Source organism: Bacillus sp. 9.4 (assembly GCF_055486415.1).
The window spans coordinates 222,578-248,720 of sequence record NZ_JBVFMU010000001.1 but is presented as its reverse complement, the minus strand read 5'-3'; the positions used below and the strand labels follow the sequence as shown (position 1 = coordinate 248,720).

Annotated in this window: 26 protein-coding genes; all 26 read right to left on the bottom strand. The window is 36.3% G+C overall.

Annotated elements, in window-relative coordinates; genetic code table 11:
* Positions 1-6 precede the first annotated feature (6 nt).
* Positions 7-6,897 (bottom strand): transglycosylase CwlP, encoded by a 6,891-nt coding sequence (gene cwlP / locus ACZ07B_RS01645; RefSeq protein ID WP_464876834.1) that lies wholly within the window; start codon positions 6,895-6,897, stop codon positions 7-9.
* Positions 6,898-6,950: 53 nt separating this feature from the next.
* Positions 6,951-7,634: an immunity protein gene (locus ACZ07B_RS01640; protein ID WP_106019975.1), complete on the bottom strand. Its 684-nt coding sequence runs from the start codon at positions 7,632-7,634 to the stop codon at positions 6,951-6,953.
* 78 nt (positions 7,635-7,712) lie between these two features.
* Entirely contained in the window at positions 7,713-8,162 is a 450-nt protein-coding gene (locus tag ACZ07B_RS01635) for a hypothetical protein (RefSeq protein ID WP_106019974.1), read from the bottom strand.
* 238 nt (positions 8,163-8,400) lie between these two features.
* Entirely contained in the window at positions 8,401-9,408 is a 1,008-nt protein-coding gene (locus ACZ07B_RS01630; RefSeq protein WP_121591836.1) for a tyrosine-type recombinase/integrase, read from the bottom strand.
* A 13-nt stretch (positions 9,409-9,421) separates the two neighbouring features.
* On the bottom strand, positions 9,422-9,841 hold the full coding sequence (locus ACZ07B_RS01625) for a hypothetical protein (RefSeq protein ID WP_464876833.1): 420 nt from the start codon (positions 9,839-9,841) through the stop codon (positions 9,422-9,424).
* Entirely contained in the window at positions 9,825-10,325 is a 501-nt protein-coding gene (locus ACZ07B_RS01620; RefSeq protein ID WP_464876832.1) for a hypothetical protein, read from the bottom strand. Before ACZ07B_RS01620 ends, ACZ07B_RS01625 begins: the two co-directional genes overlap by 17 nt.
* A gap of 64 nt (positions 10,326-10,389) precedes the next feature.
* Entirely contained in the window at positions 10,390-10,587 is a 198-nt protein-coding gene (locus ACZ07B_RS01615) for an XkdX family protein (protein WP_263463282.1), read from the bottom strand.
* Positions 10,584-10,922 (bottom strand): hypothetical protein, encoded by a 339-nt coding sequence (locus ACZ07B_RS01610; RefSeq protein ID WP_217002455.1) that lies wholly within the window; start codon positions 10,920-10,922, stop codon positions 10,584-10,586. The genes ACZ07B_RS01615 and ACZ07B_RS01610 overlap by 4 nt, the downstream gene beginning before the upstream one ends.
* 16 nt (positions 10,923-10,938) lie before the next feature.
* Positions 10,939-12,105, bottom strand: a complete 1,167-nt coding sequence (locus tag ACZ07B_RS01605) for a pyocin knob domain-containing protein (RefSeq protein WP_217002454.1) — start codon at positions 12,103-12,105, stop codon at positions 10,939-10,941.
* Complete coding sequence (locus ACZ07B_RS01600; RefSeq protein ID WP_106019969.1) at positions 12,106-12,462, bottom strand: hypothetical protein; 357 nt, start codon at positions 12,460-12,462, stop codon at positions 12,106-12,108. It lies immediately after the preceding gene.
* A 63-nt stretch (positions 12,463-12,525) separates the two neighbouring features.
* A complete protein-coding gene (locus tag ACZ07B_RS01595) occupies positions 12,526-12,753 on the bottom strand; it encodes a hypothetical protein (protein WP_061187715.1) in 228 nt (75 codons plus the stop codon).
* Positions 12,753-13,364, bottom strand: coding sequence for a hypothetical protein (locus ACZ07B_RS01590; RefSeq protein WP_213420385.1), 612 nt, complete (start codon positions 13,362-13,364; stop codon positions 12,753-12,755). Before ACZ07B_RS01590 ends, ACZ07B_RS01595 begins: the two co-directional genes overlap by 1 nt.
* Positions 13,365-13,381: 17 nt before the next feature.
* A complete protein-coding gene (locus ACZ07B_RS01585; RefSeq protein WP_041054450.1) occupies positions 13,382-14,179 on the bottom strand; it encodes a hypothetical protein in 798 nt (265 codons plus the stop codon).
* A 42-nt stretch (positions 14,180-14,221) separates the two neighbouring features.
* Positions 14,222-14,932: a hypothetical protein gene (locus ACZ07B_RS01580; protein WP_003230954.1), complete on the bottom strand. Its 711-nt coding sequence runs from the start codon at positions 14,930-14,932 to the stop codon at positions 14,222-14,224.
* The gene (locus ACZ07B_RS01575; protein ID WP_068947510.1) at positions 14,929-15,435 is read right to left on the bottom strand and encodes a hypothetical protein; all 507 of its coding nucleotides are present in this window, start codon (positions 15,433-15,435) and stop codon (positions 14,929-14,931) included. The genes ACZ07B_RS01580 and ACZ07B_RS01575 overlap by 4 nt, the downstream gene beginning before the upstream one ends.
* The gene (locus ACZ07B_RS01570) at positions 15,432-16,094 is read right to left on the bottom strand and encodes a hypothetical protein (protein ID WP_464876831.1); all 663 of its coding nucleotides are present in this window, start codon (positions 16,092-16,094) and stop codon (positions 15,432-15,434) included. Before ACZ07B_RS01570 ends, ACZ07B_RS01575 begins: the two co-directional genes overlap by 4 nt.
* 9 nt (positions 16,095-16,103) lie before the next feature.
* Positions 16,104-16,490 carry a hypothetical protein gene (locus ACZ07B_RS01565; protein ID WP_017696878.1) on the bottom strand — a complete coding sequence of 129 codons (387 nt, stop codon included), beginning with the start codon at positions 16,488-16,490 and terminating at the stop codon, positions 16,104-16,106.
* An 11-nt stretch (positions 16,491-16,501) separates the two neighbouring features.
* On the bottom strand, positions 16,502-16,975 hold the full coding sequence (locus ACZ07B_RS01560; RefSeq protein ID WP_017696877.1) for a hypothetical protein: 474 nt from the start codon (positions 16,973-16,975) through the stop codon (positions 16,502-16,504).
* 50 nt (positions 16,976-17,025) lie between these two features.
* Positions 17,026-18,129, bottom strand: coding sequence for a hypothetical protein (locus ACZ07B_RS01555; RefSeq protein WP_332276173.1), 1,104 nt, complete (start codon positions 18,127-18,129; stop codon positions 17,026-17,028).
* Positions 18,130-18,154: 25 nt separating this feature from the next.
* Positions 18,155-18,619 (bottom strand): hypothetical protein, encoded by a 465-nt coding sequence (locus ACZ07B_RS01550; protein WP_268422134.1) that lies wholly within the window; start codon positions 18,617-18,619, stop codon positions 18,155-18,157.
* Between the two features lie 36 nt (positions 18,620-18,655).
* Entirely contained in the window at positions 18,656-19,804 is a 1,149-nt protein-coding gene (locus ACZ07B_RS01545; RefSeq protein WP_268422132.1) for a hypothetical protein, read from the bottom strand.
* A gap of 18 nt (positions 19,805-19,822) precedes the next feature.
* Positions 19,823-21,361, bottom strand: a complete 1,539-nt coding sequence (locus ACZ07B_RS01540; RefSeq protein ID WP_268324229.1) for a hypothetical protein — start codon at positions 21,359-21,361, stop codon at positions 19,823-19,825.
* 23 nt (positions 21,362-21,384) lie between these two features.
* Positions 21,385-23,133 carry a hypothetical protein gene (locus ACZ07B_RS01535; RefSeq protein WP_032721637.1) on the bottom strand — a complete coding sequence of 583 codons (1,749 nt, stop codon included), beginning with the start codon at positions 23,131-23,133 and terminating at the stop codon, positions 21,385-21,387.
* A complete protein-coding gene (locus ACZ07B_RS01530; RefSeq protein WP_412095527.1) occupies positions 23,133-24,125 on the bottom strand; it encodes a hypothetical protein in 993 nt (330 codons plus the stop codon). Before ACZ07B_RS01530 ends, ACZ07B_RS01535 begins: the two co-directional genes overlap by 1 nt.
* 103 nt (positions 24,126-24,228) lie before the next feature.
* Positions 24,229-24,729, bottom strand: coding sequence for a hypothetical protein (locus tag ACZ07B_RS01525; protein WP_268422129.1), 501 nt, complete (start codon positions 24,727-24,729; stop codon positions 24,229-24,231).
* 212 nt (positions 24,730-24,941) lie between these two features.
* Entirely contained in the window at positions 24,942-26,141 is a 1,200-nt protein-coding gene (locus ACZ07B_RS01520; RefSeq protein ID WP_217002448.1) for a metallophosphoesterase family protein, read from the bottom strand.
* Between the last annotated feature and the right edge of the window lie 2 nt (positions 26,142-26,143).

Genomic DNA, 26,143 nt, shown 5'->3' with positions numbered 1-26,143 from the left:
GCCGACTCATGTTATGTTGAAATTCAGTCCAGTATTTTTAAGACCATTTGCTAATTGTTTGTACACTAAGCTTGCAGTTTCTTTAGCATTACTAGCTTCTGTTACATTAATTGTGAATGAGTTCTGATTGTTTGATGTATTTCCTTGAGGTGTAGAAGGGGTTACAGTAGGTGTCGAGAAGTTCTTAAGAGTTGGAATTAAGCCTTTAGTTAGACTTGTTTGACTAGCAACTGCAGCGTTCATTGCTGGTGTAACAAGAGAAATACTCTTACTTAAAACATCTGAAATTTTACCAGGTTGACCCCATTTAGAGGTAGTCTTTACTGAATTATCAGTGGACGTTTGACGAACTTGTTTCACAGCTTCCAGCATGTTTTCAGTATCTGTCTTGTTTAAAATAAGTTCCTTGTCATGTAAGAATGCAAGCTTACCTGCTCCAAGTCCTGTGCCTGTATATCCACCAGAAGCAAATGATGACACCTTTTTACCTGTTGTATTTCCAGTTGTAACGGTATTTAATGCACTGGCAGCGTCCTTAAGCTTATCAATCAAGTTATTGGAAATACTTTTCCCAATCGACCTCATATTCTCGTTAATGAACTTGGTGAATTCATTAAGCTGTTTAGCGATATCAGTGATTTTACCATCCATAAGCTTATCTTCAAGCTTTTTGAATGCTCGTTCATCATTTACCAGGTCATCGTACTTGTTGTTAATTGATTCTTCATCTTTATCAAGCTGATCTTGAAGGGCTTCTTTCCGTTTTGTGTTGCTACGATCTTTTATATACTCATCCAAAGCTTCCTGTTGTTCTTGAAGTTGTTTCTCTAGGTCTTTGACTTGCGATTTAGCCTCAGAGGAGTCGTCCATGGAAAGTTTACTGATCTTATCTTTTGTTTCCTGTATTGCTTGGTTTTTCTCCTTCAATTCCTTTTGATATTTAGCTTCTTCGTCTTCTTTGTCGATCTCATCAATCTTATCTTGTGTCGCTTTCTGATGGGCTTCTAACTCAATATCCCGCATTTTTTCGTACATCTCTTTGTAGATGGATACAACTTCATCAGCCAATGATTTATAAATATCCTTGATCGATTTCTTGGTGTTATAAAGCTCAAGGTTAAAATCTTTCTGTTTATCTTTCCAGTTTTCGATTTCTTCAGTGATCTGTTCCTGGATGTCAGGGAAACCTTTCGCAGCTTTCTTTTGCTCTTCAAGCTGTTTGATATATTTTTTGGCTTCCTTTTGTTGTTGCTGAATGAGCTTTATCTGTTTGCTATAGTACTTAACCTTGTCCTCATCTTCTTCAGTCATTGAAATTTTATTATCAACATCTTTAATTTTCCCTTGGGTTTTAGAAGATGACTTTTCAATTGACTTAAGCGTCTCATCAACTTTAGATTGGACAAGTTGCTTCTGTAGCTCACGAACCTGATCTTGAACAGAAATTAAATCTAGTTTGGCTTGTTTAAGCTCTTCTTGAAGCTGGGCACGTTGAGCGGAGTTCAATGCTTTATTTGTTTTTATTTCTTTTTGAATCCAATTAACTTTTTGTTGTTGGATTTTAGCTTGTTCTGCAACAGCTTTTTTCTGATCAGAGGTGTATTTGCGGAATTCCTTGCTGTCAGAAGTGTATCGGTTAGCCATTGATTCATCTTTAGCTATCCGAACATCAAAATCCCCAATTCTTTTATCAAACTCATCTAGTTTGGATTGAACTAGTTCATACTGAAGTTCTTGAATCTGATCATTGACTGAATCTATATCTCCTTGAAGGGAGAGAAGATCAGATTTAGCCTGGGCTATCCCTTGTTGCCGTTCTGCCTCAGCTTGTGACGCATCTGAAATAGAAGTTCCAATACCTTGCATGTACTTTTCAGGATCGATTGTTTTTCCATTTTGTTCGATCTGTAAATGAAGGTGGTTTCCAGTTGAGTTCCCTGTGCTACCAACTTTACCAATAGTTTGACCGGCTTTAACTGATTGACCTGTTTTAACAGAAGGAGTGTTAAGCATGTGCATGTACTTGGCAACTGTTCCATCATCTTGTTTAATAACAACCCAGTTACCTGCAGTTTTACTGTAGCCAGCAATTTGGACTTTACCACTTTGAAGAGATTTAATTGCTGTACCTGCTTTTGCAGCAAAATCAGTTCCTTTATGTGGGGAGGAGCGGAGACCAGATTCCTGTTGTCCATATTTGGAGCTTACCCTAAAAGCGCTATTATTTGTATAATAGCTGGCGATTGAAGAAGTGGCAGAGGAGAGGGATTTGCTGTAGTTGGCCATGATCTTCTTGACGTAATTCTGTGTTTCTTTAAAAGGGGGGATACCACCATATTTAATTACGTTACCAGGCCCAGCATTATATGCAGCCAATGCTTTTTCAACATTTCCGCCAAACTTTTCAAGTTGTTGGGCGAGGTACTTTGTTCCACCCATAACATTTTGATAAGGATCGTAAGCGTTATTTACTCCTAAGCTTTTTGCTGTTGCTGGCATCAGTTGCATTAATCCCATGGCACCTACACCAGATCGTGCTTTAGCATTAAACCCTGATTCTTGCTGAATTACAGCTGCAATAAGGGCAGGGTCAACATTGTATTTACTAGCTGCTGAATTTATGTAGCTTGAATACTTGCCTGAATATGATCCACCAGTTGAGGAGGGGGTTCCGCTAGAAGAAGTTGTAGAGGTTACAATACCGTATTGAGTAATGTTACCGGATTTAATTTGATCTTTAAGCAACTTAGCTTGTTCCTGCATCAGCTTTTTCTTTTGCTGAAGTGCTTTAATTTCTTTCTTAATTGCATCTCGATATTTCTGAGAGTATTTTGGATAATCATTGACCTGCTTGTTGTACTTGTCAATCTCAGCATTAACTTTTTCTAATGCTTCCTTGTATTTATCAACAACATACATGGAAGTCTTGGTTTCTTCATTGGCTTTTTCTTGTTGATCTGTCCAATTCTCCAAAGATGTTCCAGCTTCAACAAGTGCCTGTTTATTCATTTCTTGTGTGCTGGTGGCTTCTTCAGATGCTGAAATATAAGATTCTAAAGCTGATTTAACGCTTTGCATTGCTTCAATTTGACTATTGGAGTACCCACCAGGTTGAAGCATTTTCTCTTCAAGCTTTTTAAGTTCTTTTTTTGCATCTGCAACATTATTAATTGACTTAACTTCTAGGTCTGACAGTTCAGCCTCAGACATATCAAGCTTTCGTTCTTTTCGTAGCTTTTTCAGGCTGTCAATCCGTAAGGTATCAGCGTTTAAAGTTTTGATAGCGTTGTTAACTTCTGTTTTCATCAATTTGTTGCTATAGGTAACCATGTCGTTGTAAGCATCAAGTTTAACTTTTCTTTGTTTGATAACTTCATCACGGTTAATTTTCACAACACCGTTTTCAATGCTAATAGCCTTGGCAAGTTCCTTATCTTTTTGAATAAGGGTATTAGCTTCATTTGCAGAAATGCTTTTACCTTCAGCCATTTTTTCTAGAAGATCATTGAGAGGAGCCACTTGATCTTTGGTGTTATTGAAAATATCCCCATTTAAGGCATCTTGAACGGAATCAAACTGCATAGCATCTGACATTTCTTTAATAGCTGCCTTAATATCATCGACACTATTTGCATCCAGAGCTTCTTTTAGCTTCTTACCAAAATCTTCTGCCTCGTTACCTGCTTCTGCCAGCGTCTCACCCAAATCACCAACTTCAGATTTGACGGAAGATAAGCTCTTATCTCCATCTTTTATGTTCTTCTGTGCTTTGTCGAAGCTCATTTTAAAAACATCAATAGAAGAATCGGATTTGGAGTATGTTTCTAAGAGACTTTGAAGATCTTTTTTTGCATTATCGAAAGCTTTTTCATCACCTGAATCTAAAGCTTTTTGCATTTTTTCTTGAAGCTTTCCTAAAGAAGAGGAGAATTTTTCTAATTCTTCGGGATCTAAATCGTCTTTTAAGTTCAGTTTGTTGACAACATCACTAATACTCGTCTTTAAAGTATTACTGATATCAATTGAACTATAAGCATTTGCAATTGAAAGGACGCTATCTTTAACTTTAGCATTTCCACTCTCAATGTCAGATTGAGCTTTGAGCATACTTTGTTTAGCTTTATCAGCAGCAATCTTATAGTCATTGTCATCGGCAATGAGATCCCATTTAGGTCTACCTTTGTCGTTGTAGTCAGCTATTTGCTTGTACTGCTTTAATTCATTCTTAGACTTTTTAATTTCCTTAGAAGCGTCTTCGAATGTTTTCTTTGCACTGTCTCTTGTTTCTTGTTTCTTTAAATCCAAATACTCTTTAGTATTCTCAATCGCTTTTTCAAGCTCTTTATTTGTCTTAAGAATTGCATTTCCTTGAGAATCATAGCCTTTAACTAATGCAGGGAAAGTTTGTGCTAATTGCTGAGTGACTTGAAGGTATTCTTGCTCTTCATCTGAAGTTAAAGATCTTGACTCTTTAACCTTTTGAAGCTCTTTATATTGCTGTATTAGTTTATCAGTGGAGTCTTTATTGGTCGTAATTGCTTCGACATTGGTTTGCTGGCTCTGCTCAAAATCATCTTTAGCTTTTTTAGCTTCTGCAAATGATGAAATTAATGATTCTAGTGCCCATCCTAAAGCAGCAAACGCACCTCCAACTAATGTTGACACAAGCAACCCTCGAAGAGCAGTTTTTAGAACTCTTGAGGCGACAGCTGCACGAGTCATACCAGCTTCTAGCCCAGCAGTCGCTAAAGTTTCTTGCCCCATTGCACGGGTGCCCAAAATTAGGGTGGTGGCTAATGTGCGAGTATTCTTACTGAGCAAAAGGGTTGCAGTGCTTACTGCAGCTAATAGGGGAGGTAGGAACCCAACTGATTTGATTACTCCTGTTGATGCGTTAAGCAAAGAACCTGCTGCTTGAGTAAATTCAATTAATCCATCGCTAATAAAAGCATCAGAAGCTGCAATAGCAAATTCAGTGAAGTTATTTTGAAGCTTATTTACCCTAGCTTGTAGACTATCTGCATACTTTTGCTGCTCACTCCAAGCACTTCCTGTTGAGTTAGCCGCAGTTTTAGCCGCATTCTGAGCAATAGAGAAGTTGTTCATCATTGCATTAAAACGGGATAATTGATAAATACCAGCTACTCCAATTGAAGTATTTTGTTTTTGAGCATCAGAAAGCGTATCCCACTTACCAGCAACTTCACTAATTAAATCACTTGCTGATTTAGCTTCACCGCCAGCTGTTTTGACAGAAATACCGATTTCATCTAACGCTTTAATTGAGCTTTGATTATTCCCAATTCGTGCGAAAATTGTCTTTAAAGAGTTTCCTACGATATTCCCTGATTCACGTGTTGTACTAGCAATGGCTGTTGTGTAACCGATTAAATCATTTAACTCGACCCCGAATGTAGAAGCAGTTGAACCTGCTTTACGGATAGAATTCGCTAGGTCGAGGGTTGTAACAGCATAGTTATTATCAACTTCATTTAATTTATCTGCAATTGATATTGAATCATTTGCTGCAATATTAAAGTTGAGCATTGCTGCCGTAAGAGTATTAACTGTATCATCGGGAGTTAAATCGGAGACATTTTGAAGAACTTGAGCAGTTTTCGTTAACGTGGAGAGTTCACTTTCATCGAAACCCATTCTCCCAAAATCGCCTGTCATTTGGAGAATATCTGTGATTTTATTTGAAAGTGTATCACCTAAGTCAATAGATTCTTGGAGAAGTTCATTATATTTATAGTCTGGCTCATTCATAACACGGCGAATATTTGTCATGAGAGTATCAATTTCTATTGCCTGAGATACCATTTCTTTAAGGCCGGAGATAGCTCCATAGAATAAAGAACCGGAGATTAAATAGGTGGACATGCTTTTGAAGGTTTGGGTTAGTTCTGCTCCAAAAGAAGAAGCTTGATTAGCAGCTGCTTGAGCGCTGGAGGCTAATTCTCTAAATTGCATATTCAAGCTTTGAATTTGTGATCTGATATTATTGCTTCCAGTGCTTACATTAAGACTATTTACTGCATTCAAATAATCTTGAACAGCTTGTCTATTACTAGACCCCATTGAACTACCATACCGTGTATTGAGGTTTTGGACATTCACTTGTGCCTGTCGCTGATATAATTCAATGGTTTTCTTTAATTCGTTGTTCTTTGCAACTGCCGCAGATTTATCGTCTAGCATCCTTATCTTATTTTGCAGTGCTTCAATTTGTTGAGCGGATTGAGCTGTGTTTATTTTTCGGCCAAGAGATGAGATGGTCGTATCAGTAACAATCCCTTGCTGTCTAAGCTTCTCTAGATCTTGCTTAAGTTGCTCAATTGCTCTCCTTTGTTGGTCATAATTAGTTGTAGTTTTTGAAGAGGTCGAATTAGTTTTAGGATCAGTTGTATAAACAATATCATCGAATCCGTGGCGATTTTTCTGCACAACCTTTGTTGGTTGTCCTTGCAGATTTCTCTGCTCGGTCTTTTTTTGAACCTGACCTAGTTTCTCAGTGGCCTGTGTAAGCTTGTTAACCTCTTGAGTTTCTTGCTTTAGAGCAGTATTGCGATTATTGATTATTTTTGTTTCACGTTGAAGTATCTCACCATTTTTCTTATACTGCTGGGTGAGCTTTTCAACTGATCCGTCAGCATTTTTAATTACTGTTGAGGTTTCTTTAACTGTTTGATTATAGGATTTTAGGTTTTTTTGATATGTATCGACAGCAGAGGAGAATTCTTGAAGAGCTTTTAAGGTTGTAGAATCAATATTAGTATTGAGCTTGAGGGAATTGAGTTTCTTTTCCAGAGATTTAATTTGCTGATTTAACTGTTCGACAGTTTTGGATGAGGTATCAGCTTGTGGGGTTAGTATAATTTTGAGGTTTTGACTCAAGTAAGAATCACTTCCTTTCAGTAGGGGAGAGGACAAAGAAAAAAGCCACTCAGTTATTGAGCGACTTTGTTTGCTTTCTTAATAATTACATCCATAACACCATGCCAATATTCTGCATTCTTAAGTGCTTGTTGAATGATATTGCTATCTTTCTTATACCCCTGAGTATTATACCCTTCAACTTCTTGTGTGGGGAGAAAATCGATGTAATGGATAGGTTTACTTAGGTCTTCAACAGTAATCTTTAGTGTGACGGATTTGACCATTTCATTTTGTATTGAAGAGGCAGACAATCCTCCAAGTGCAGCTCCAATGCCTCCAGCTAACAGGCCTCCAGCTACGATTCCCGATTTTGATACTTTAGAAATTATTTGATTGTCCAAAGCAATTTCGGATTCAATAATATTAGAAAAAGGGATTGTGTATTCTTCAATATGTTCATCTCTATTAAGATGATATATTTTCACAAGGAATTCAGATTCCTTAAAAGCAATTTTAGTTTGGTAAGTATTAAAGAAATTGTCTGGATTAAAACCACCGTCGAAGTGCTTAAGTTTTTGCGCATTTTCTTTTAGTTTATCTATATTTTTTTGGGCTTTAATTTTATAGGGCTCAAGTGCTAATAGGGCTAATCCTGCAATTATTAAGCAAATTCCCATGCCTCTCCAGCTATCCATTAGCAAAAAGAAAAGACAGAATAAAAAATAGCCACCATAAGCCATTAACTTATATCCCATTCAACCACCGCCGGTATCATTTTCCTACATTATATCACTGTTTCCAGTCATGGAGAACTATATAAATGGAAAGTGAAATCATTGGTTCTTTTCTGACTTTATCTGAATGAGCAGTTCTTTAAGATAATCTGCAGTTGTAGCATTTTCTTTATCTTTTAAAATATTACGAAGTGTCCATAAGCAAATTATGATTGTGATTAATACGTAAATTAATGCATTCAATCGGTTTCCCTCAGTAATTTTTGATAGATTCACACCAAATAATACTTGAAATCCTATAAACGATGTTCCCAAAATCAAACTTCCAATTCCCCAAGTTTTAGATGGATCATATTGCGATTTTATTCCTTCCATCCTTGCAATGGCAGATGATAATTCAGACGGGCTTAAAGCTTTTATTATTTGGACTTTCCTTGCATGTGTATGATAATCTTGTCCATTAATAGGGAATTCGTGCTTGATAAACTTTATTAATTCTTTGGGATTCATCTCAACCAGATTGTGTTTTAGTACTTTTTTATTTAACATTTTCATCACCTCTCCATATTATCGACGAATATGTAAAGGATTTTAATGGAAATTAGATTTCCAAGGGTACGTTTCTCTAATTCTCAATGCAAAAGTGGATTTACCTAATAGCTAATTTTAAAATCACTTTGTCTTTATAGGGGAAAAAGTGATTCTTTGTTTTATACATAAGCAAAATCCCTCAAACGAGGAATCTTGATTCTGAATAAAAGAGGGATTTTATTTGAAAGGAGAGGGGTTAAGAGAATATTTTATTCTTTTCTTCTTCAAATTCCCTGAGATCATAGTGGGCAATGGTTGTTGATACATCTTCGTGGTGTGCAACATATTTTGAAACGAGCTTTAAATCCACTCCACTTTCAAGAAGATATGTTACACAAGAGGCTTTAAATATATGAGGATTGACTCTTCGTTGAAGAATATCGCTTAAAACATTTGAACAAAAGTAATCAGCCCATGACTTTGAAGCTTGTTTAACTTCGCCACCGTATTTAGTTGAAAATATGTACTCCGATTCATAGCCTCTATTTTCAACCCATAATCGCATGTATTTTAAAGCTTCAAGATTAATCATATAGGGCTCTACTTTCCCGTCATCACCTTGACCTTTTAGTCGCACATTATGACTGTATACAAATGTCTTACCTTCAGGTATTGGATAATCAAGTATTTCTGTTTTGAATTGTATGATTTCACTCCTTCTGGCTCCAACATTAAAGGCTGTTGCAAGCCAGGCCATACCTAAATAATTCTCGTCCTTTTCAAGTACATCCATCATATCTTTGTACTCATTAAAAGTAATTTTTACTTTGTCATATACTTTGTTTTTGGGAATAGGAGGGAGCCCTCGGGTTAAGTTTCTAAAACTCCGATACTCTTTGAAATCCTCGTCATCAGCAATAACATTCTCGATGTAATTAAACATGGATGAAACACAAGCTTTTTTAAAACTTTGTGCAGAAGAGGAGAGTTTGCGGTTATCACGAAGATAGCTTAAATACCGAAGAATATCCCTTTTGGTGAGCTTGTATAAAGGTTTGTTATTCATCGATTGATATACGTAATAACCAAACTGCCTAAGCCCTGATTGATATTGTTTTTTTGTTGCTGGACTAAAGTTTTGAACAGCAATGAACTCATCGACAATAGTCCTTAACTCATCATTTACGTGTTGCCACATTTCGTCTGTAATTTCAGGCAGTTTTTTTGCCCTATCCCTTAACATGTTTTTCTTAATTTTGGTCATTGATTCACCACCATTAGTCTGTTTTAATACCATCTGCTTTTAAATCTTTTTTTAGCGCTGCAGTTAATCGTCCATCTCTTAAGGTCTCAGAGGTATTCTTCATAAAAGGACGAGGTTTACCGTAGCCATATCCATATGAATCAGGGTACGTATACCCCTGCCCGGTTTCAATGACTGTAGCAATGTCTTTTCCATCATCATCTCTAATATTGTCCAATGACACCCCGTTGCTTTCGTTGGTGGTTATAAAGGCATCTTTAACTTGTCCTGTGCGTTCATAAAGTAGGGGATCATATGCACCGTAAACATCTTCATCAATGTGCTCTTTTCCTGTTTTCACCATAATTTGTTTCACATTAGAAGAAGATTTATGAATTGATTGAATTGCAGCTTGTTCAACCATAGCTTTGATATCTTTAATTGTTTTCGCCACTAACTTCACCAGAACCAGTCTCTATTTCTTCTACCTTTTCTAGAATAAGTTTGTTGATTTCCTCTTGGCTCATAGTTAACAAGTCTTCAGTGATTTTTTCTAAAGCTTCTGTTGCATCTTTAAGCTTCTTCATGTTTTCTTTTGGATAACTGTTAATAATCATAGGGAAGAATTCGGAATCGACAAGCTTAAGGTACCATTTAACTTTATTTTTGATGTCATTTGGAATCCCCAAATCTGAAAATTCTTTTACAATTGAAAAGAATACCCATTGAACAGTGTTGATTTTACTAAAATCAATACCTTTATCTTCGGCTTTTTGTTGATCAGAGATCATTTCAGTTAGCATTTTTGTTAACCGAGAAGGGGAAAAGTATGGGTAGATGAATACATGTACATCATCGGTTAACTGGACTTTTTCTTTCTTGTCATACTTATTGACACTTTCCTCAATTAAACTTAAATTCAATTTTTTTGATGCCATTTAATATCCTCCTTTTATATCCTCTATAAAGCACAAGACACCTGCCAGATAAATTCTTATCAAATTACTGTTCTATTGGACTCGAATCAGTAGGTGCGTAGGGCTCTCCAACTATTTCTTCATATTCCTCAACAGTAATAATATTATTTGTTACGCCTTCTTGTAGCTCGTCTTTAGATACATCATTATATTCATAGGCTTCTTTTACTTGAGAAACTGTTGCCCAATCTTTACTTAAAGCAATAACCCAAAAATTACTCAAGTTGTTACCCTGCCTTTCAGCGTTTCTATATCAGACTGCATCGTAGTTATAGTTCTAGCTTGTTTTAAAATAGTGATTCTTGCCTCTGTTAGGGATTGACCTAAGATATCAATATCTGAGGGCTTGATATCTGAATTTTTTAGGCTGTCGATGTAATCTTTGTTTGCAGATTCAACCCATGACTGATCCTCAATACTGTATTTAGCTAGATATAGACCAGGTGGAGGGGGCACTTTTGTGCAATTTATTGGCAGTGTATCAGATTCTTCGTATTCGACAGGTTCAAGATATAGGTGCGTTTTTGGATCATATTTATAGCAAACAATTGTTGTCAAGGTGAAATGTCACATCCTAAATGTAGTAGTGTATATTTTCTAGATTTACAATGCCGTTAGCTGTATTCTCACCTGAGTATAGAATTGAAACATAGCCTGAAGTTTGAGAATACGCTTTTGCTACCCCAGCTTCATTCATTAGTCCAGTAGCGAAAACTATATTTGATAAAGAGCGAGTACCTGTAGGCATTGTGAAAGCGGGGATGAAATTATTAGCAGAAGTGCCAATTGTACCGCCTTGAATAGCGCCTCTAAATACCACATGATTCCCTATAATTGCATATTGAGGAGTTCGATCACTGTAAATAGTCCACCCATTTTGAAGCGTGAGGTTCTTCCATGTTGGAGATAGTTGATCTTTTGTAATTATTTCTTTCCAACCTGACCACGTGTTGGCTCCATTCATCGTTTGTATAAATTTTTTATTATCAAACCATCTCGTTGCTTCTTGCACTATAACAGTATCTGACATAGCTAGTACTACAATTGTATGAAAACTTGCTTCACTCGGAGTGTTTACAAACTCTTTGCCATAATAAATTCCTGTCTTTGTGAGAGTTCTAGTATCTACTCCTGAACCGAGGTTTGTTCCATAGCCGGAATCTGTTGTAAACTTGACTAATTGAGCACCATTCCACTTGTTTCTTTCTGTAGATGAAATATGCACAGTTGAGTTTCCAATGTGAATATCAAATTCTGATTTAGTTGCTTGTTTATCGTTTGTGAGGTTTCCTAGACCAACTTGCGCAGCAGTAACGGCATGAGGATTAGCTTTATCTGAAGTATGAATATCTACATATGATTTCGCATCACTTAATGCTTTATCAGCCTTTATTTGTGCTCCTGCAGTAGTTTCTTTGGAGTTCCATGCTTCTCTGTCAGCAGATGATACATGAAGACTTGTATCTTTGACGTGTAAGTCAAACTCTAACTTGGTTGCTTGTTTATCATTGGTAACATTAGATAATCCAACTTGGTTTTTAGTAACTTGATGCGGATTATTAAAGTTTTCTGTGTGTGTTTTCAGCTCATAGTTTTGATATTCCATAAAATCATTGACGGTCTCAGTAAGCCTTTCCTCGTGATCAACCATGTGTTTTTCAGTTTGTGCAGTGCCTGCTTTTAGATTATTAATTTGAAGGTTGTTTTGTTTCAATTGACCCGCAAATTTACTGTTACTCATTTAACTCACCGCAATTCCTTTAACAGATATATCACCGTTTACTGCTATAACCTCAAACAATACTTTAAATACTCCACCTATATCGAAGTCCCAGTATTCATTTGTATTTAAAGTACTAGTTGCTAGCTGTAAGTCTGTTTTGTTAGTTCCACTTAAGGGAGTTTTTTCGCCATTTTCATCAACTGCATAAAATTTAATTTCCCGTGAAGTTGAGGAACCAGAGATCTTAACAGTAAGTTCCCGAAAATGATCCACTACAAATTCTTCACCTTCAGACGGGGCGGTTGTTGCTTCATGAAAAGTAAATGAAGTTTTGTCTGGAATTGTGGTTACGACATTTTCAGTCGTTTCTGTCAACAACTCCACCTCCTTAATCTGTATAAAAACTGTCTTTTATCTAGAAAAACAAGAGGGGAGGACTTATTCAAAGAGCCCATCCTCTTGTAACTTATTCCATATACCTTCCCAAGCTGGGGTAGAAGAAGGGGATGACTGAAGTGAACTTAAAGGTTCGTACTCATTGAAGTCGCCTTCAAAGCGTTGCTTGAAATCATCAACACTGATATAGGATCCATCTGATAGCAATAGAAATTTTTGTTCCAAACCATCAAATTGTGTAAACAGACCACATACTTCATCAAATGTCATTATTCCATCCCCCAAACAACGATTTTCAACCCAGTTAGATCAACTGTACCGGCTGCTTTAACTGTCAGATGTATTTTTGGAGCAGTGAAAGTTAATTGTTTTTGCAAAGGATAGTTCTGAACAAAGGTAATGCTGTTAAAAAGAACAGAATTATCATTACCTGGTGTAGTTGCAGAATAAAATGGGATGTTTTTCGGTACGGAATAAATACTTGCTAAAACTTTGCTGTTTGAACTGTCTGTTTGAGTTGTGTACATAGCAACACCGTACGTTCTGAAAACACCAAGTGAATCGATTAGATCAACTGTATAAGACTTAGTTGCACCTGTAGCTACAGTATCAGCATCAGTAACAACAAATTCAGAATAGGATTTTTGAACTTGGGTTTTAATTGCTGCAGTGTTTTTAACCAAAACAGGGACAGAAGCCGTATTAGCTATATTTACATCAAGTGATGTATTGGCCACATTAACATTAAGAGGCTGGTCATTATTAAGACCAACCTCCAAAGGGACAGTGGAACGTTCAATTGATACAGCAGTTATGGGATTACCTGTCCCATCATCTTTTGCAGAGGTGTATTTATCACCGTCCTGATTTAAAAAAGCAATAATAAACGCCTCCTTAATTATTCAGTTGTTCCGCCCAGGTCTGAGCTTTGAGATGAGCCAGTTCCTTCATCACTAGTGACAACGCCCTTTGTCCCATCAGCTTTACGTTTTACACGAGCAAAGTTACCGATTTTTCCGTTATTATCAGCAAGGGCTCGATAGCCGATTTCCGGAGTGTATGCATTTCCTGCTTCAAACGACATATCTGCTTCACCAGAGAAGTTTACTTTAGGGAGCTGAATATAAAGGTCACTGTAGATTTTTGAAGTCTTAGGATCGTATTCAATTGTGTGAATTTCAAAGTAGTAATTCTCAGAGAATTTTTCACCGTTAATTTCAACCGTCTCGGCTTCAACTTCAATTTGATAATGAACTGCTAAAGCTTCACCCTTGGTTGCAAAGGTATCAGGCACAGTAACTGTTTTAGATGCAGCGTCAACTTCAATTTGATCTCCATCTTCGTTAGTTAATGAAACTTTAGACAATGGGAGATATGAAAGGGTAACTGTACCAGTATCACTAACATTTAGGCTTTCATCTTCCCACACAGAAATTGTTTCGTTTTCAATTTTTACGCCTTGCTGCATTGCCATGAAATCAAGATCAAAGAAAGCATTTCGGACATTACCCGATACTTCTTTACTTGAATTAATAACATACAGGTCTCGGTTACCCCATCCGCCTTTTAAAAAGTCTTGTTGAACTTGTTGGGAAAACTGAGTCATTTGTGTAACACCTGAAGCAATAACCTTATTATCGCTCAGACGTTTAGCTGTAATTTTTCCAACTTCATGGATTACTGTTTGTTTTGCCAAATTGTTTCCTCCTAAATAAAAATAAAAAGAGACTAAAGTTAATTAGCCTCCAAATAATTGCTCGATATTTTTAGCATCTTTAGTGCTCAGGTGATAAGACTCTTCCTTGTAAAGATTAATGTGACTGCTCCAATCACTTACTTTGACATCAGGAGAGACGGTAGCAAAAAGTGTGGTTGTGTTATAATTCATAACTTCAGCCATCCTGTAGAACGACAAATATAGTTGATACATCGTCATTTCAGATATTTCTTCATACGTGTATCCGTTAAATGCAGCAACACAGCTTACTATATCCTTTAAATCACTTTGAGAATCTTGTTGCTTGAGTGATTTACTTATATCATGGAACTCCTGAAGTTCATCATTGTCAACGACCTTGTCTTCAGTGATACAATGCATGTCTAGTATTAGTTTTCGGAGACGGGGAAAATTATGTTTTCCAATCAACGATAGGGAATCCTTGTTTATCAATACTTTTGAAAAAACTTTGAAATAAGCCTCGTGAAAATCAGGGAGTACCGAATGTACAATTTCATAAAGATCTCTCTTTTTCATTTCAATAATAAATGGGTCAAGCGAGCCATCCTCATTAAACCTTGAATATTCTTTAATAAGACTTTTCTTATTCATCCTCAACATGCTTAGTTCCTTGGTGTAGAGAGGATAATCTTTTAAGCGGATGAAATCAATCTCACCTATTTCAGTCTGGATCGGTTTTCCCAAGAAAAAGAAATCCTTTAACTCATTCATTTGCTTGCTCCAAAAGTAAAGATCATCTTGTAGCCCAGGTATCCGTCAGGAGGATTACTAATAAGCAAACGTCTATAATCTACTGTTACACCAAAACCAGCAATATTTTTATTGAAAAATAATTTTGAAACCCTGTCGATGATTTTCAAACTTCGATACTCAGATATCTCAAATGTATTAATGTGTGTGTATACATCGATCATCAATTCTTGATTTAACAACATAAAGCTTTGGTTTGTCGGCTTAGGTAATGCATTCCCTAAATAAACACACATCCTACATAATGGTGAATCCGATAGATCATCTGTTTTAGGTGCTCGCTTGAATATGGTATTGATAATAGCGGGAGAGTCATTTGTGGAGTCATAATAATTTTCGAGTGATTGAACATCTGGATGAGAAGGGGAGAGAGGATCAGTTTTGTAATACAAGAGCCGATTCAGTTCAACATCATCCATAACTAATCTGAAGACTTTTGTCATCTGTTCAACAGTCATGCTCATGTCTTTTCACCAACTTTCTTTTTGGCAACCAATTTTATTGTTCCGTGGTCTCTGTAAACTTTTGAAAAGTCTATATCATCGACTTGATAATCTTCGCCAAAGAAGGTGAGGGTAAGTCCGATTTTCAATTTTTCATGAACAAGATAAGGAATTGTAATGTTTGCTTGGCCATCTGGAAGATTTACGGCCAATTCAGTGCCATTTATTGAAGTTGTCCTTTCGAATATGCAGGGGACTTCAGTTTTTTCACCGGGTACTTTTTCATAAATTGGCATACCGGTGATTTCGTTAATTTTGCCAGTATCGACTAACTTGTCTTCTGAGGTTAGAAAAAATGAGGTGTTACATTGTCTCATAGTAGCACTATCGTTCATTTTATTGTCTGTAGGTCTTGAATTAACAATCCAATAACTATCATCATATTTAATCAAGTCGCCTCGATTAAGCAATCCTAATACGGTAAGCACTTTCTTAGTTTCACTGTCTTGGGTTGTTTGGATAATTACCTGTTGAGACTTATGATTGAGCTCAATATCATATGTTTCGGGTGAATTCGCAAGAATTTCTTTAAATATTTCATATTTGTTCGTATTAAATTCATCGTTTTCCCAGCCACTTAAATAATTCGAGGAGGAAGAAAGGTACCAATCTATTGACATCTAAGCACCTCACTCGAAATTATTGGTTTTAAGCTTGCTAATTTTTTGATCAATATCATCACACAAGCTCTCATATGCTCTATTTACTTGTGCTTTTGTGTTTGCTAAGCCTGTTAATTGAATATCTCGTCCAATTACGTTATTCAACTTGAGAGCCCTATCTCTGTATCTGCCTAAATATCCTCTGTACATAAGCATTCCGAGTAATTGGGTTTGAGCTCTTGAAAGTTTGACATCAAACGTATTAGTTTCTTCATGGAAACCAAGATCTGTAAGATCTGTTTCGTAATCGCTAATAGCATTAATCAAAAACTGTTTTTCAAGACCCTCCGGCAACACTTCGTTCGATTGAAACAAAGAATGAAAAACATTGATAATTTTTTCATAAGGTGTCATTAAATCACTCCTTATGATTCTGTATCAAACTTAAAACCAGTAAACTCTTCGATAAACTTGATCTTTTTATAGTCATTTACTTTTTCTTTCTTTGCAATTTCAAATAACTGAGCTTTTTCGGATTCTAGTTTGATATCTTTAGTTACATTTTCTTCGAATGTTTTCTGAGTTTTGTAAGCTAAAATCTGCTTGATTCTTTCAGGTGTGATCACTTCTTGCTCACTGTCATTTTCAGCAGCCTCAAACCCAAGGTGAACCCTAGTTTCTTTATCATCAATGAAAATTTTCGCATGAGACCCTTGCCCATCGGTGCCTACAAACATTTTTACATTATCAAAAACTTGAGACTGAACTTCACCTACTGTAATTTGACGAATGCCATTAGCAGGTAAACGGAAATCTCCATGGCTTTCTAATTTTTTGAAATATAAGTCCCACGAGCACAAATTTTTAATAGCGATTTTCTTATCTAAATTAATTGACATAATACCCTCCATAATTTTACTTAGGAGGGACAATGCCCTCCATAATGATTTTATTCAGGTGTGATTTCGAAATTTTCATCACGGATTAATCCGATTTGATGTTCTTGTCCTTTAGCTACACCTGCACCGATTTCCATGTCAAATCGAGTAATCTCTGTACCAGACACGATATCGTTACCTGTCATAGAAGTTAATCCACCACGTTGGAATACTTGAAGAGGAGATTTTGCACCTTGAGGAATGAAGAATAGAAGACCTTCAGGAAGGTAAGTTTTGAAGTTATCTCCAGTCTTGTTAAGTTCAGTGAGGTTGTATGCATTAGGTAATTCAACAACAGAAGAACCTTTATAAGTACTCAGTAAACCTGTCTTGCGGATTTCATCCATTACTGATTCAGGCAATTTTGTACTAGTCGCATCTCCGGCGACTGCTTGGAATCCAGCAAAATCATTTAACTGAGAAACAACAGAATAATCACCAACGATAGATGGTTGACCGAATCTACGAACCTTCTTAATAGTGTCATCAACTGCAGATTTTTGAATACCGGCATTTTCCGAGAAATATTTAACACCGGTAGCTGACTTAATGGCGTTGTACATTTCATTTACGACATAATACATAGCTTTATTCATCATATCGGTCTGAACTTGTTCCATACCTTCAGCAACTTTATCTAGGTTTCCACTTTGGATTTCACGGTAATTAACAGCATAGCCTGCTGAAATAGTCTGTGTTCCAATAGGGTATTCGTTCCAAGTTGTAGTAGCAAAAGGAACGTCTCCACGAGAAGCTTGGAAACCACTTCTAATTGATTCGTGTGCGTATGTAGTCATCATTGGTTGTTGATCATAACCGATTTGTCTAAAAGTACCCATGAAATCAAATAATTTAACAGCTGAAATAAGTTTAGGCTCAATTGCCAATCTAACAATTGTATTTATTTCAGCTTTTGCTACGGGGTTGCCTAGTACAGCTTGAGCTGCTAAATCTTTGACATGTTTCATAACTGTATCGGCTTTATTGCCGAATTTAGAAATATCTTTTCCTGTTGCAATTGCAGAGAAGATCTCAATAATAGGTGACTTTGAATTTAACTTGGGATTAGCAAACACATCTGAGTCCCGTTTTACGTTATTAAGTTCAATTTTCATTAGTTTTACCTCCAAAAGTTAGGGATTAGGCTTGTACTTTTAAGTACAGACCTTTACCACCGAATGTAGTTTTTTCAAGAACTTTAAGCTTAACTTTGTAATCAGCAACATCTTCTCCAGCTTTAGTCCATTGACCAGTTCCATCACCTGCTGGGACAATAACATCTCCCGCAATGAGGGCATCAAAACCTTGAACTGTATCTTGACTTAGCTCAACTGGAAGATCAGTCAAATCAGTTACACGGAAAGCCCGAACGTATTCATCTTTCAATACTTTAAAATCAGCTTTGTTTCTAACCTCAGGTTTATCAATGATATTGCCAACAACATAAATGTCGCCCTTTGCTGCTACAGCATCGGCAGGGGTAGGCGCAAGACCGGTGGAGTCATCTGGTAACACAACCAAGCCGGGCACTAAATCTTTCGTTGCTTTACAACGCGGGTTATTTCGCACCTGTTTGAAGGCACCGATAGTTCCAAACTTGAACATATAAATTCCTCATTTCTATAAAAGTGTTATTTTATCTTAATAGAGATCATTAATAGATACTGAGCTTTCTTGTCCAGCATCATTAATTTCTGAAAAAATGTCTTTATCATTAGTGCTATTTGTTTCAGTTGATTGATTCTTTTGACGTTGTGCAATAAATGATTGAGCGATTGAAGAGTTAATTTCCGAGAGAATTTGTGTCTTTAGCTCAAGAGAAGGAGATTTGGAGAAGAGTTCGATTTTTTCTTTCGCGACCGATTTTTCTTTCTCTGTATATTTATTGAGATCTTGATTTAGTTCACTTTTTAGCTTTTCGTTTTCTGCGTTTTGTTTGAATTCTTTCAGTGAATTCAACTCGGCATCAGCTTTTTCTTTTTCTTCTTTTGCTTTTTTGATTTCTTTTTCTTTCTCCTCAACTTTTGCTTTCTCATCTTTAGCTGCTTTTACTGCAGCATTTAACTCCTCATCTTTTTTCTTAAGCGCCTCATTAAGTTCAGCCACTTTTGTTTCAAGTGCTTTATTCTCAATGTTTAGCTTATTATTCAATTCAACTAATGCTTCATCTTGTGTTTTTGCCATTGACTGTTCCTCCTTGTGATTATTATTTAGTTCCAGTAAGACAGCAGCATCATCAGCTGGATCAATTCCGAGAATTGCGTCGCCGGTGAAATCAAATCTCATAGGTATACGACCTTTTTCTTTATACCCACCGTCATACTCAATTGAAGAGCTGCCTTCAACTGCAGAAATTTCTACTGAGGTCTCAGGGAATTCGCCATCAAACATTTTCGATTTAAGCCATTGTACAAACTTTGGGTACCTTTGGTTGTAAATAAAACCTTCACCAATTAACACTCTTTTTTGTTGACCATTTACTTCTATAGTGTCAATATATCCATTGGTTGTAACACCAACTACAGTGCTGTTTTCAAACAGGGGAGTCCCATCTTTAATTTCTGTCATGCCATGTCCAAATGGTTCACTGTTTTCACAATCAATAAATTCTACACACAGCGGCATATCCTTAATGGAATTTAAGTTTGCATTAACGTGTTTTTCGATCCAGGTAATACCGTTTTTATTGTATTGGGTATTGTTTTCATGTATTTCAAGAACAACCCACTTTACAAAGGTTCGTCCGCTTACTTTTCGTTGATTATTAATCTCTAAGATTGCACTTCTCAAATATTAATTCACCTCCCTTCATGAGCCAGAGGGCGTACCGTTACTGTTATTTGTTTTGGACTTAATGGTGTTCTCGTTTTGAGAACTATCGTCTTCAGGACGACCAGCAGACTTATCATTCTTACTCATAGTGTAGGAAGTTGCATGAACAGGGAATTTCTCATCGAATCCTTCTTCTTTTTCATATTCCATTAATGACAAGTAGGCATCAGGATTCCACCCAGTAGCTGCTATCCAAGCGGTTAAACTTCCTCGACCACTCGTGTACAAGTCCTTCATATTTTGGACTTTTTCTTTACGGTTAACATGGGTAAGGGGGAGATAGTAAACTTCAACATAAGACTTGGGATTTTTAATGATATTTGCATTAATGACTTTGTTAAACTCACTAGAGATCTGTTCTAACCAGGAGAAAATTTGTGAGGACACCATTTCAATGTTTGTAGATTGAGAGGAATAATTTCCGTCTTGACCATTTAACGCTGAACCTGCAAAACCTAAGTTAGTTGATATTCGTTTTATTAATTCATCTTCACCTTTGACTTTAAGGAAATCAACGTTAGTCTCAAGCTTGTCTAGCTTAGTACCTGAGGCCAAAGAGAAGAATTTTATCCCTTTGACAGCGCCTTTAGAAACTAAGGCATTTTTGATACTGTTGTGCTGTTGTTCTTGTTGCTTTTGTGTTAAAGAAGATACACCTTTCTTTTCACCTTCAGGTAATGTTTGATAAATTAATGTACTGTTCAAATCATCAAGAATGTTTCTTTTTGTATCAACAAAATAATCGTCATAAACCATATCAACAAATGCAGCTAGTCCAATCGGTCGTCCCCATTGATCTTCCAAATCAGCGCTGCCTTTAACGGTGATCGTCTTATTGTTGTCTAATACGAGCCAACGTTTATTGAGATCTTTTTTATACTCAACATAACCTTGTCTAAATTCCTTTGGCCACCTTTTAAGTTTTAAAGATCTCCCTTTGCTTGTAAATTGATCAAAGTAGGATACATCAAAAGCCACCAAATATGAAGAATTTTTTCTCCCGACAATTTTGCAGTAATCGATAGGGAGAGGGAGGATAGAACAATTGAACTCTTTTGTATCGTTGATTTCAGATATTGAATCAACTTCATAATCACTAAGTGTTTTAGGAAAGTTGTCAGCTGCAACTGATTCGAAATAATGGAAAGATGTGCCGTAAAGACTTAATTTTCTAAGTGAATCTCGAACAATATTTTTGTCATTTATTTTTCTTAATGCGATTCCATATGTTCGTTTGTCCAATTTTAATTGACTATGATCATTTGAGTTCCCGTAGACAACTCTGTCTAGGGTAGGGAGAGAAACCATGTAGTCAATTACATTCCTGTAAATACCATTTGAATTATAAAGAAATTTTGAGGCATTTCGGATTTGTTTGTTATAAAGATTGTGATTATTAAGCCAAGTTTTCACTCGATCATATGAAACGGAAGTATTTGAGGTATTGAAGAATAGCGAATCCAGGTTTGATAAATCAGTATTATATTCATAAGACGGCTCTTTTTGAGTATCCATTTTTCACCTCCTGATTAAAAAATTCAATTAAAAAAGAACCCAAATGAATACTCTTCATCGGATTCCTCTTTCTCTAAAAATTGAGCAATGTAATATAAGGCGTAAGCAATCGCACTGTATCTGTCTTTATCGATACGTTTTACAACCTGTTCTACAGTAAAAGAATTTTGGTTTTTCTTGATCCGTAGGTTGGCCACTTCGTCAATAAACAACTGAGTTTGAATACATGCTGCTTCAACCATAACATCGTCTGCAATGTCTTTTTGGTTTTTGATATCTTCGAAAGCTTTGAGTAACTTTAACTTCCCCGATTCAACATAGTCTAAAAACTGGGTGATAATATCCTGGTTTATACCTTGTGATTTTAGGTTGTAAACGACTTCAGGTGAATTAGGCACGTCTGGTTTTTGATCAGTGTTAATTGTAGCCCAACATCCAAGCTCTTCATTTGTTTCAGGATCAGTAACATCTTCTAATAATCGGTCGATTAATCCACCGCCGACTCCATTACCATCAACAACAACAGCTTTGACTCTAGAGAGTGAGAGGTCTTGGTTTCCGCCATAATTTTTAAAGACTCTTTTCACCATGATGGATTGTTCCTTAAAGCTTAATCCATTAGGTGGTTCAATGATATTAACTACTTGAACTTGTCTAATAAGGTTGTTACTATTCCTAATAATTTTTAAAACAATAATAGCCGTTTTGTTGTTTGACTCAGCTGCAGAACGTGCAACGTCTACACCAATAACATACTCATTAAGCAAAAAGTTTTTGTTTTTATCCCGAGGACAAGATAGCTCTGGTTGTGTAATAGTTCTGGCTTTAATTAATTTACTGATGTTGATTAAAGCTCCGTCACTTGCGCCAATCCAATCACAAAGGTAGTTTTGTCGAAAGCGGGTAACGTTTCCTTGTCTGGCTTTATTAATCGTGGACATTTTTTGACGACCAAAGTGGATAGGAATTCTCCAATCTGATCCAAATACAAAGGAGCCTTTCAAGTCACCAGTTTCTTTAACCATAGTAAGAATCTTTTCGTATTCATCAGAGTTTTTGTATCCTGATGTTGAAAAACGGTTTATTTGGCCATTTAATTCTGCAGGATCAATTTCACCAGTCATTGTAGTTCGTGGAATATTGAATATTGGTTCAATGGCATCATCATAGAGATCCTTATCGATTAATGCAGATTCTTCAAGAGAGCCACGTCTTCTACGTAATCCCTTTGAAGATTGAGCGTTGGCTAGGTTATCGATAATTGCGCCATTTTGAAATTCAACTCTTCCAGTATCTTTGGAAAAACTTTCGCTTTTGATTTCATCTGCAATAGAAGGATAGAACCTTAAAATTTCATCATGTTTTTCTTTCCAAATTTTAACCGCAGATTCTTTGGTTGAAGCGGTTATTGCTAATGTGACATTTGGGAAGCAGATTGCTGTATGGTACGCAACCATGATTTGAGTGAGGGTTTTTGATCCGCCGCGAGGAATACAGAAGTAATTTTGAGGGAAGCGACTTAGGGTTCTCATCATAACTCTTTGGTATAAATCAAGTTCAATTCCACCAACTTCGGGTTTTAACATGTCATAAAAAATATCAGGATAAAAACGAATGAAGGAGGTGAATTCTGCCCATTTTGAAATGTTTTTCTGTATTAAGTTAGAGCTATCATTGGGATTTACTGGAGTTTCAAATGAGGATTCATAAATATCTGTTCGATTTTTTGTATGTTTATTGTTCTTAGAGGTGAAGTTTTTGTAGCTTGCCATTATTCTTCATCCCCAGTGTCGTAAAGTGGCTCTTTATACACATCTTCTAAGTCACGGAAAACGTTGTTTCGTGCTTTTTTCAAGTTTTCAATTTCCTCTGTAGTTAGCCCCTTTGATTTGAAATCTTCTTCGAGCATCTCATCGTAAAAATGATATATGTCTTTATAAGCTACTTTTTCTTTATCCTCTAGTCTTCTGTAATAATTGATTATGGCCCAAATGATTAAATCAGCATCATCGTAAGGTTGAGCGGTTAGGCGGGGAAGGAGAGGGATGATACCTAATTCAGTTTCAACTGCTTCGAAAAGTTGTGACAGCACATCCACACCGCCACTAATATCGCTTTTGCTTAACTGAGAAACGTTGATCTTTGCGTCAGTAGCTGCTTTTGAAGCCATTTGACCCCACTCTTTAGCTTCCTTTACTTCACCCTTAGCTGTAGCTAATTCCTCTTTGACACGGAAGCGAATATATGAGAGTAATCCCTCAGTATGGAGAGCGGTTTTTTCTCCATAATTTCGAATGAGTTTGTTGTACTTCCTTTCAAACTGGTGGTATTCATCGGGTGTATAACCAATTCCCCATTTATCAATTATTTCATCTGAGACTTGTTTTACTGAATCACGCTGAGCTTCGGCAGCAATAGCTTTTTCTTGTTGTTGTTCTAAAATACTGTCCTTCCAACCAGTTCCATTAAACTGCTTTAGGGAATTTGCCATTGTCATATATGCACTAAATGTGTCAGTTTTTCTTTGAACTGCTTGCTCCCAGTATAAAGGATCAAATTTGACATCGATTTGCTGTAAGACAGTGTATACAGAGTCCATGTTGCTGTAGTCTATATTTTTCTTGAGACAAGATTTACAAATTGGTACTTTTCCTATTTTTTCATAAAGCTTGCTGCGGGAATTATAAAAGCCAGAATCTTTGTCTTTTTCCTTTTGACATGCAGCACATAACAGTTTTTCTTTTTCTTTAGGTTTCCGACCCACCATTTCACCTCCATAAAGTTGATGTAAACACATTTTATGAAACGCCCAGTAATAGAGCGGAAGGGGAGTACCGCAATCATCGCTGGGCGTTCTAAAAAGGTGTTTAACTAAAGGTCAAATCACCGCTGGGAGACATTTCGATATCTTGTGTTTTTAACTTTTTAATCACCATGTCCATTAACCCTTTACCAATTCCACATGTATCAATCAACAGTTTGTCAGGGCGTTTTTCTTTTAAAATCTGAACCAATAGGTCTGCTTGATATCCGAATGTCTGAGGGACTATTCTTCTTTTAATGTTTTCAAATTTGGAGTCTTTAACATTAACAAGTAAAACTGTTGTATAGTCTGTCCGGGGATCAACGATTAACAACCTATTTCCTTTTGGAAAATCTACGCCTATTTTATAATCAGCAATGTTTTCGTTTTCAACATTGCTACCTAAAGTGTAAAAATTAACTTTTGATTTTGATGCAAGTCCCATTAGTTTATGTAATTTACTAATAACAGTAGATATCTCTTTATCACATTTGTATCCAGACTGCTTGAGTTGGGCAAGTGTTTCTAAGTGCTTATTCAGATATTTAAAGTCTTCATTCGTCATTTTCTTCTTCATCCTCAATCGTTTTTTTTTTGTATTACTTTAATAAACCTTTTTGCAGTCAGCCATTAATGCGACTCCAATCTAAATAAAATTAAAGTTTTATATCAATTAACAATTAAATTTACTAGAGTGTTCTTGCTTTCAGGGGACAGGTTGTCCCACTGTTCTGCTAATATTCCTATAAATTCATTGGCAGACATAGACTCATCCCTTTACTTTTCATTCTTAAAGCGAATAATGTAAGTAGCCTCAATACCATTCTCATCAAAGACCATGAACTTTTGAGACGGTTTCGTGCCAAAGCGACCTTGCATCGCATAATCATCAGCGCCAACAAGCGCTCCATTTACAACAACTGTTGTGCTGCCATATTCTTTTTCATAGTTGTGATGAATATGACCACCGAATATGTAAGAAGGAATATAACCAAGTAATTGAGGTAGGCGGGTTACGCATTGATCAACACGATCATAGTGACCGTGGACAAACACGACTTCTTGATTGTTGATTTTAGCGGGGATAAAACCATCTTGTTCCGGTTCGATGGAAATGTTTTTAATATCTCTTAATCTAGCTTCGAGATACCAATTAATGAGGTATTCAAAGTTTTCTTTTATTCCCACATCATTCTTAGAAGGGGAGAGACGACCGTGATTACCAGCTACATTGTAAAACTTAATTTCTTGAAACTCGCTGGCCAACATAGCTAACACCTCAGCAAGCGTTTCTGACACATATTTAATTTGCTCTACAGCATCTTCATTAGCCTGAACTCTTGTTGAAACATGTATAAGACCTCCAATTAAATCGCCAAGATTCGCAACATGTAATGTGGAGACATGATTCTTCTTTCCATACTCAATTACTTTGTTTGTGAGATGCTCAACTCGTTGATCGAATATTTCTTTATTGAACTTATTGATGCGGTTATCAATTTCCATTCCGAAGTGCCAGTCACTGAATAAAGCAAGCCCATGCTTTTCAGCAGTAGCTGGGAGGGGGAAAGTGAAACGAAGAGGTCTTTTTGATTCTAAATTAACAATAGCTTGGACTACATCATCCTTGATTTTTTCAAAGCGAGCTTGATTCGTTATACTTTTTCTATATTCTCTTTTTTGATCACGAGTTCTAATCTTTTCCTTTTCAGATTGAAGTCGCACTTCTTCGTATTTCCTTAGAATTTCTTCATCCAAACTCTTGGACATTATGTAATCATTCCATCGTTCATATTGCTTATAATCCTTGCGCCATTTACTCTCATCATAATTTGTACCTTGATCTTTGTTTAAGAGTGCGGCAATGGTTTTAGTATCAATGTGATAAGTATCTTTATTTTTAAAAAGTCGGATGTGATAGTCAGTAAAGGATTCTTCCTTTTCACGGCGCAACACAGGGTTTAAAATAGCTGTCATTC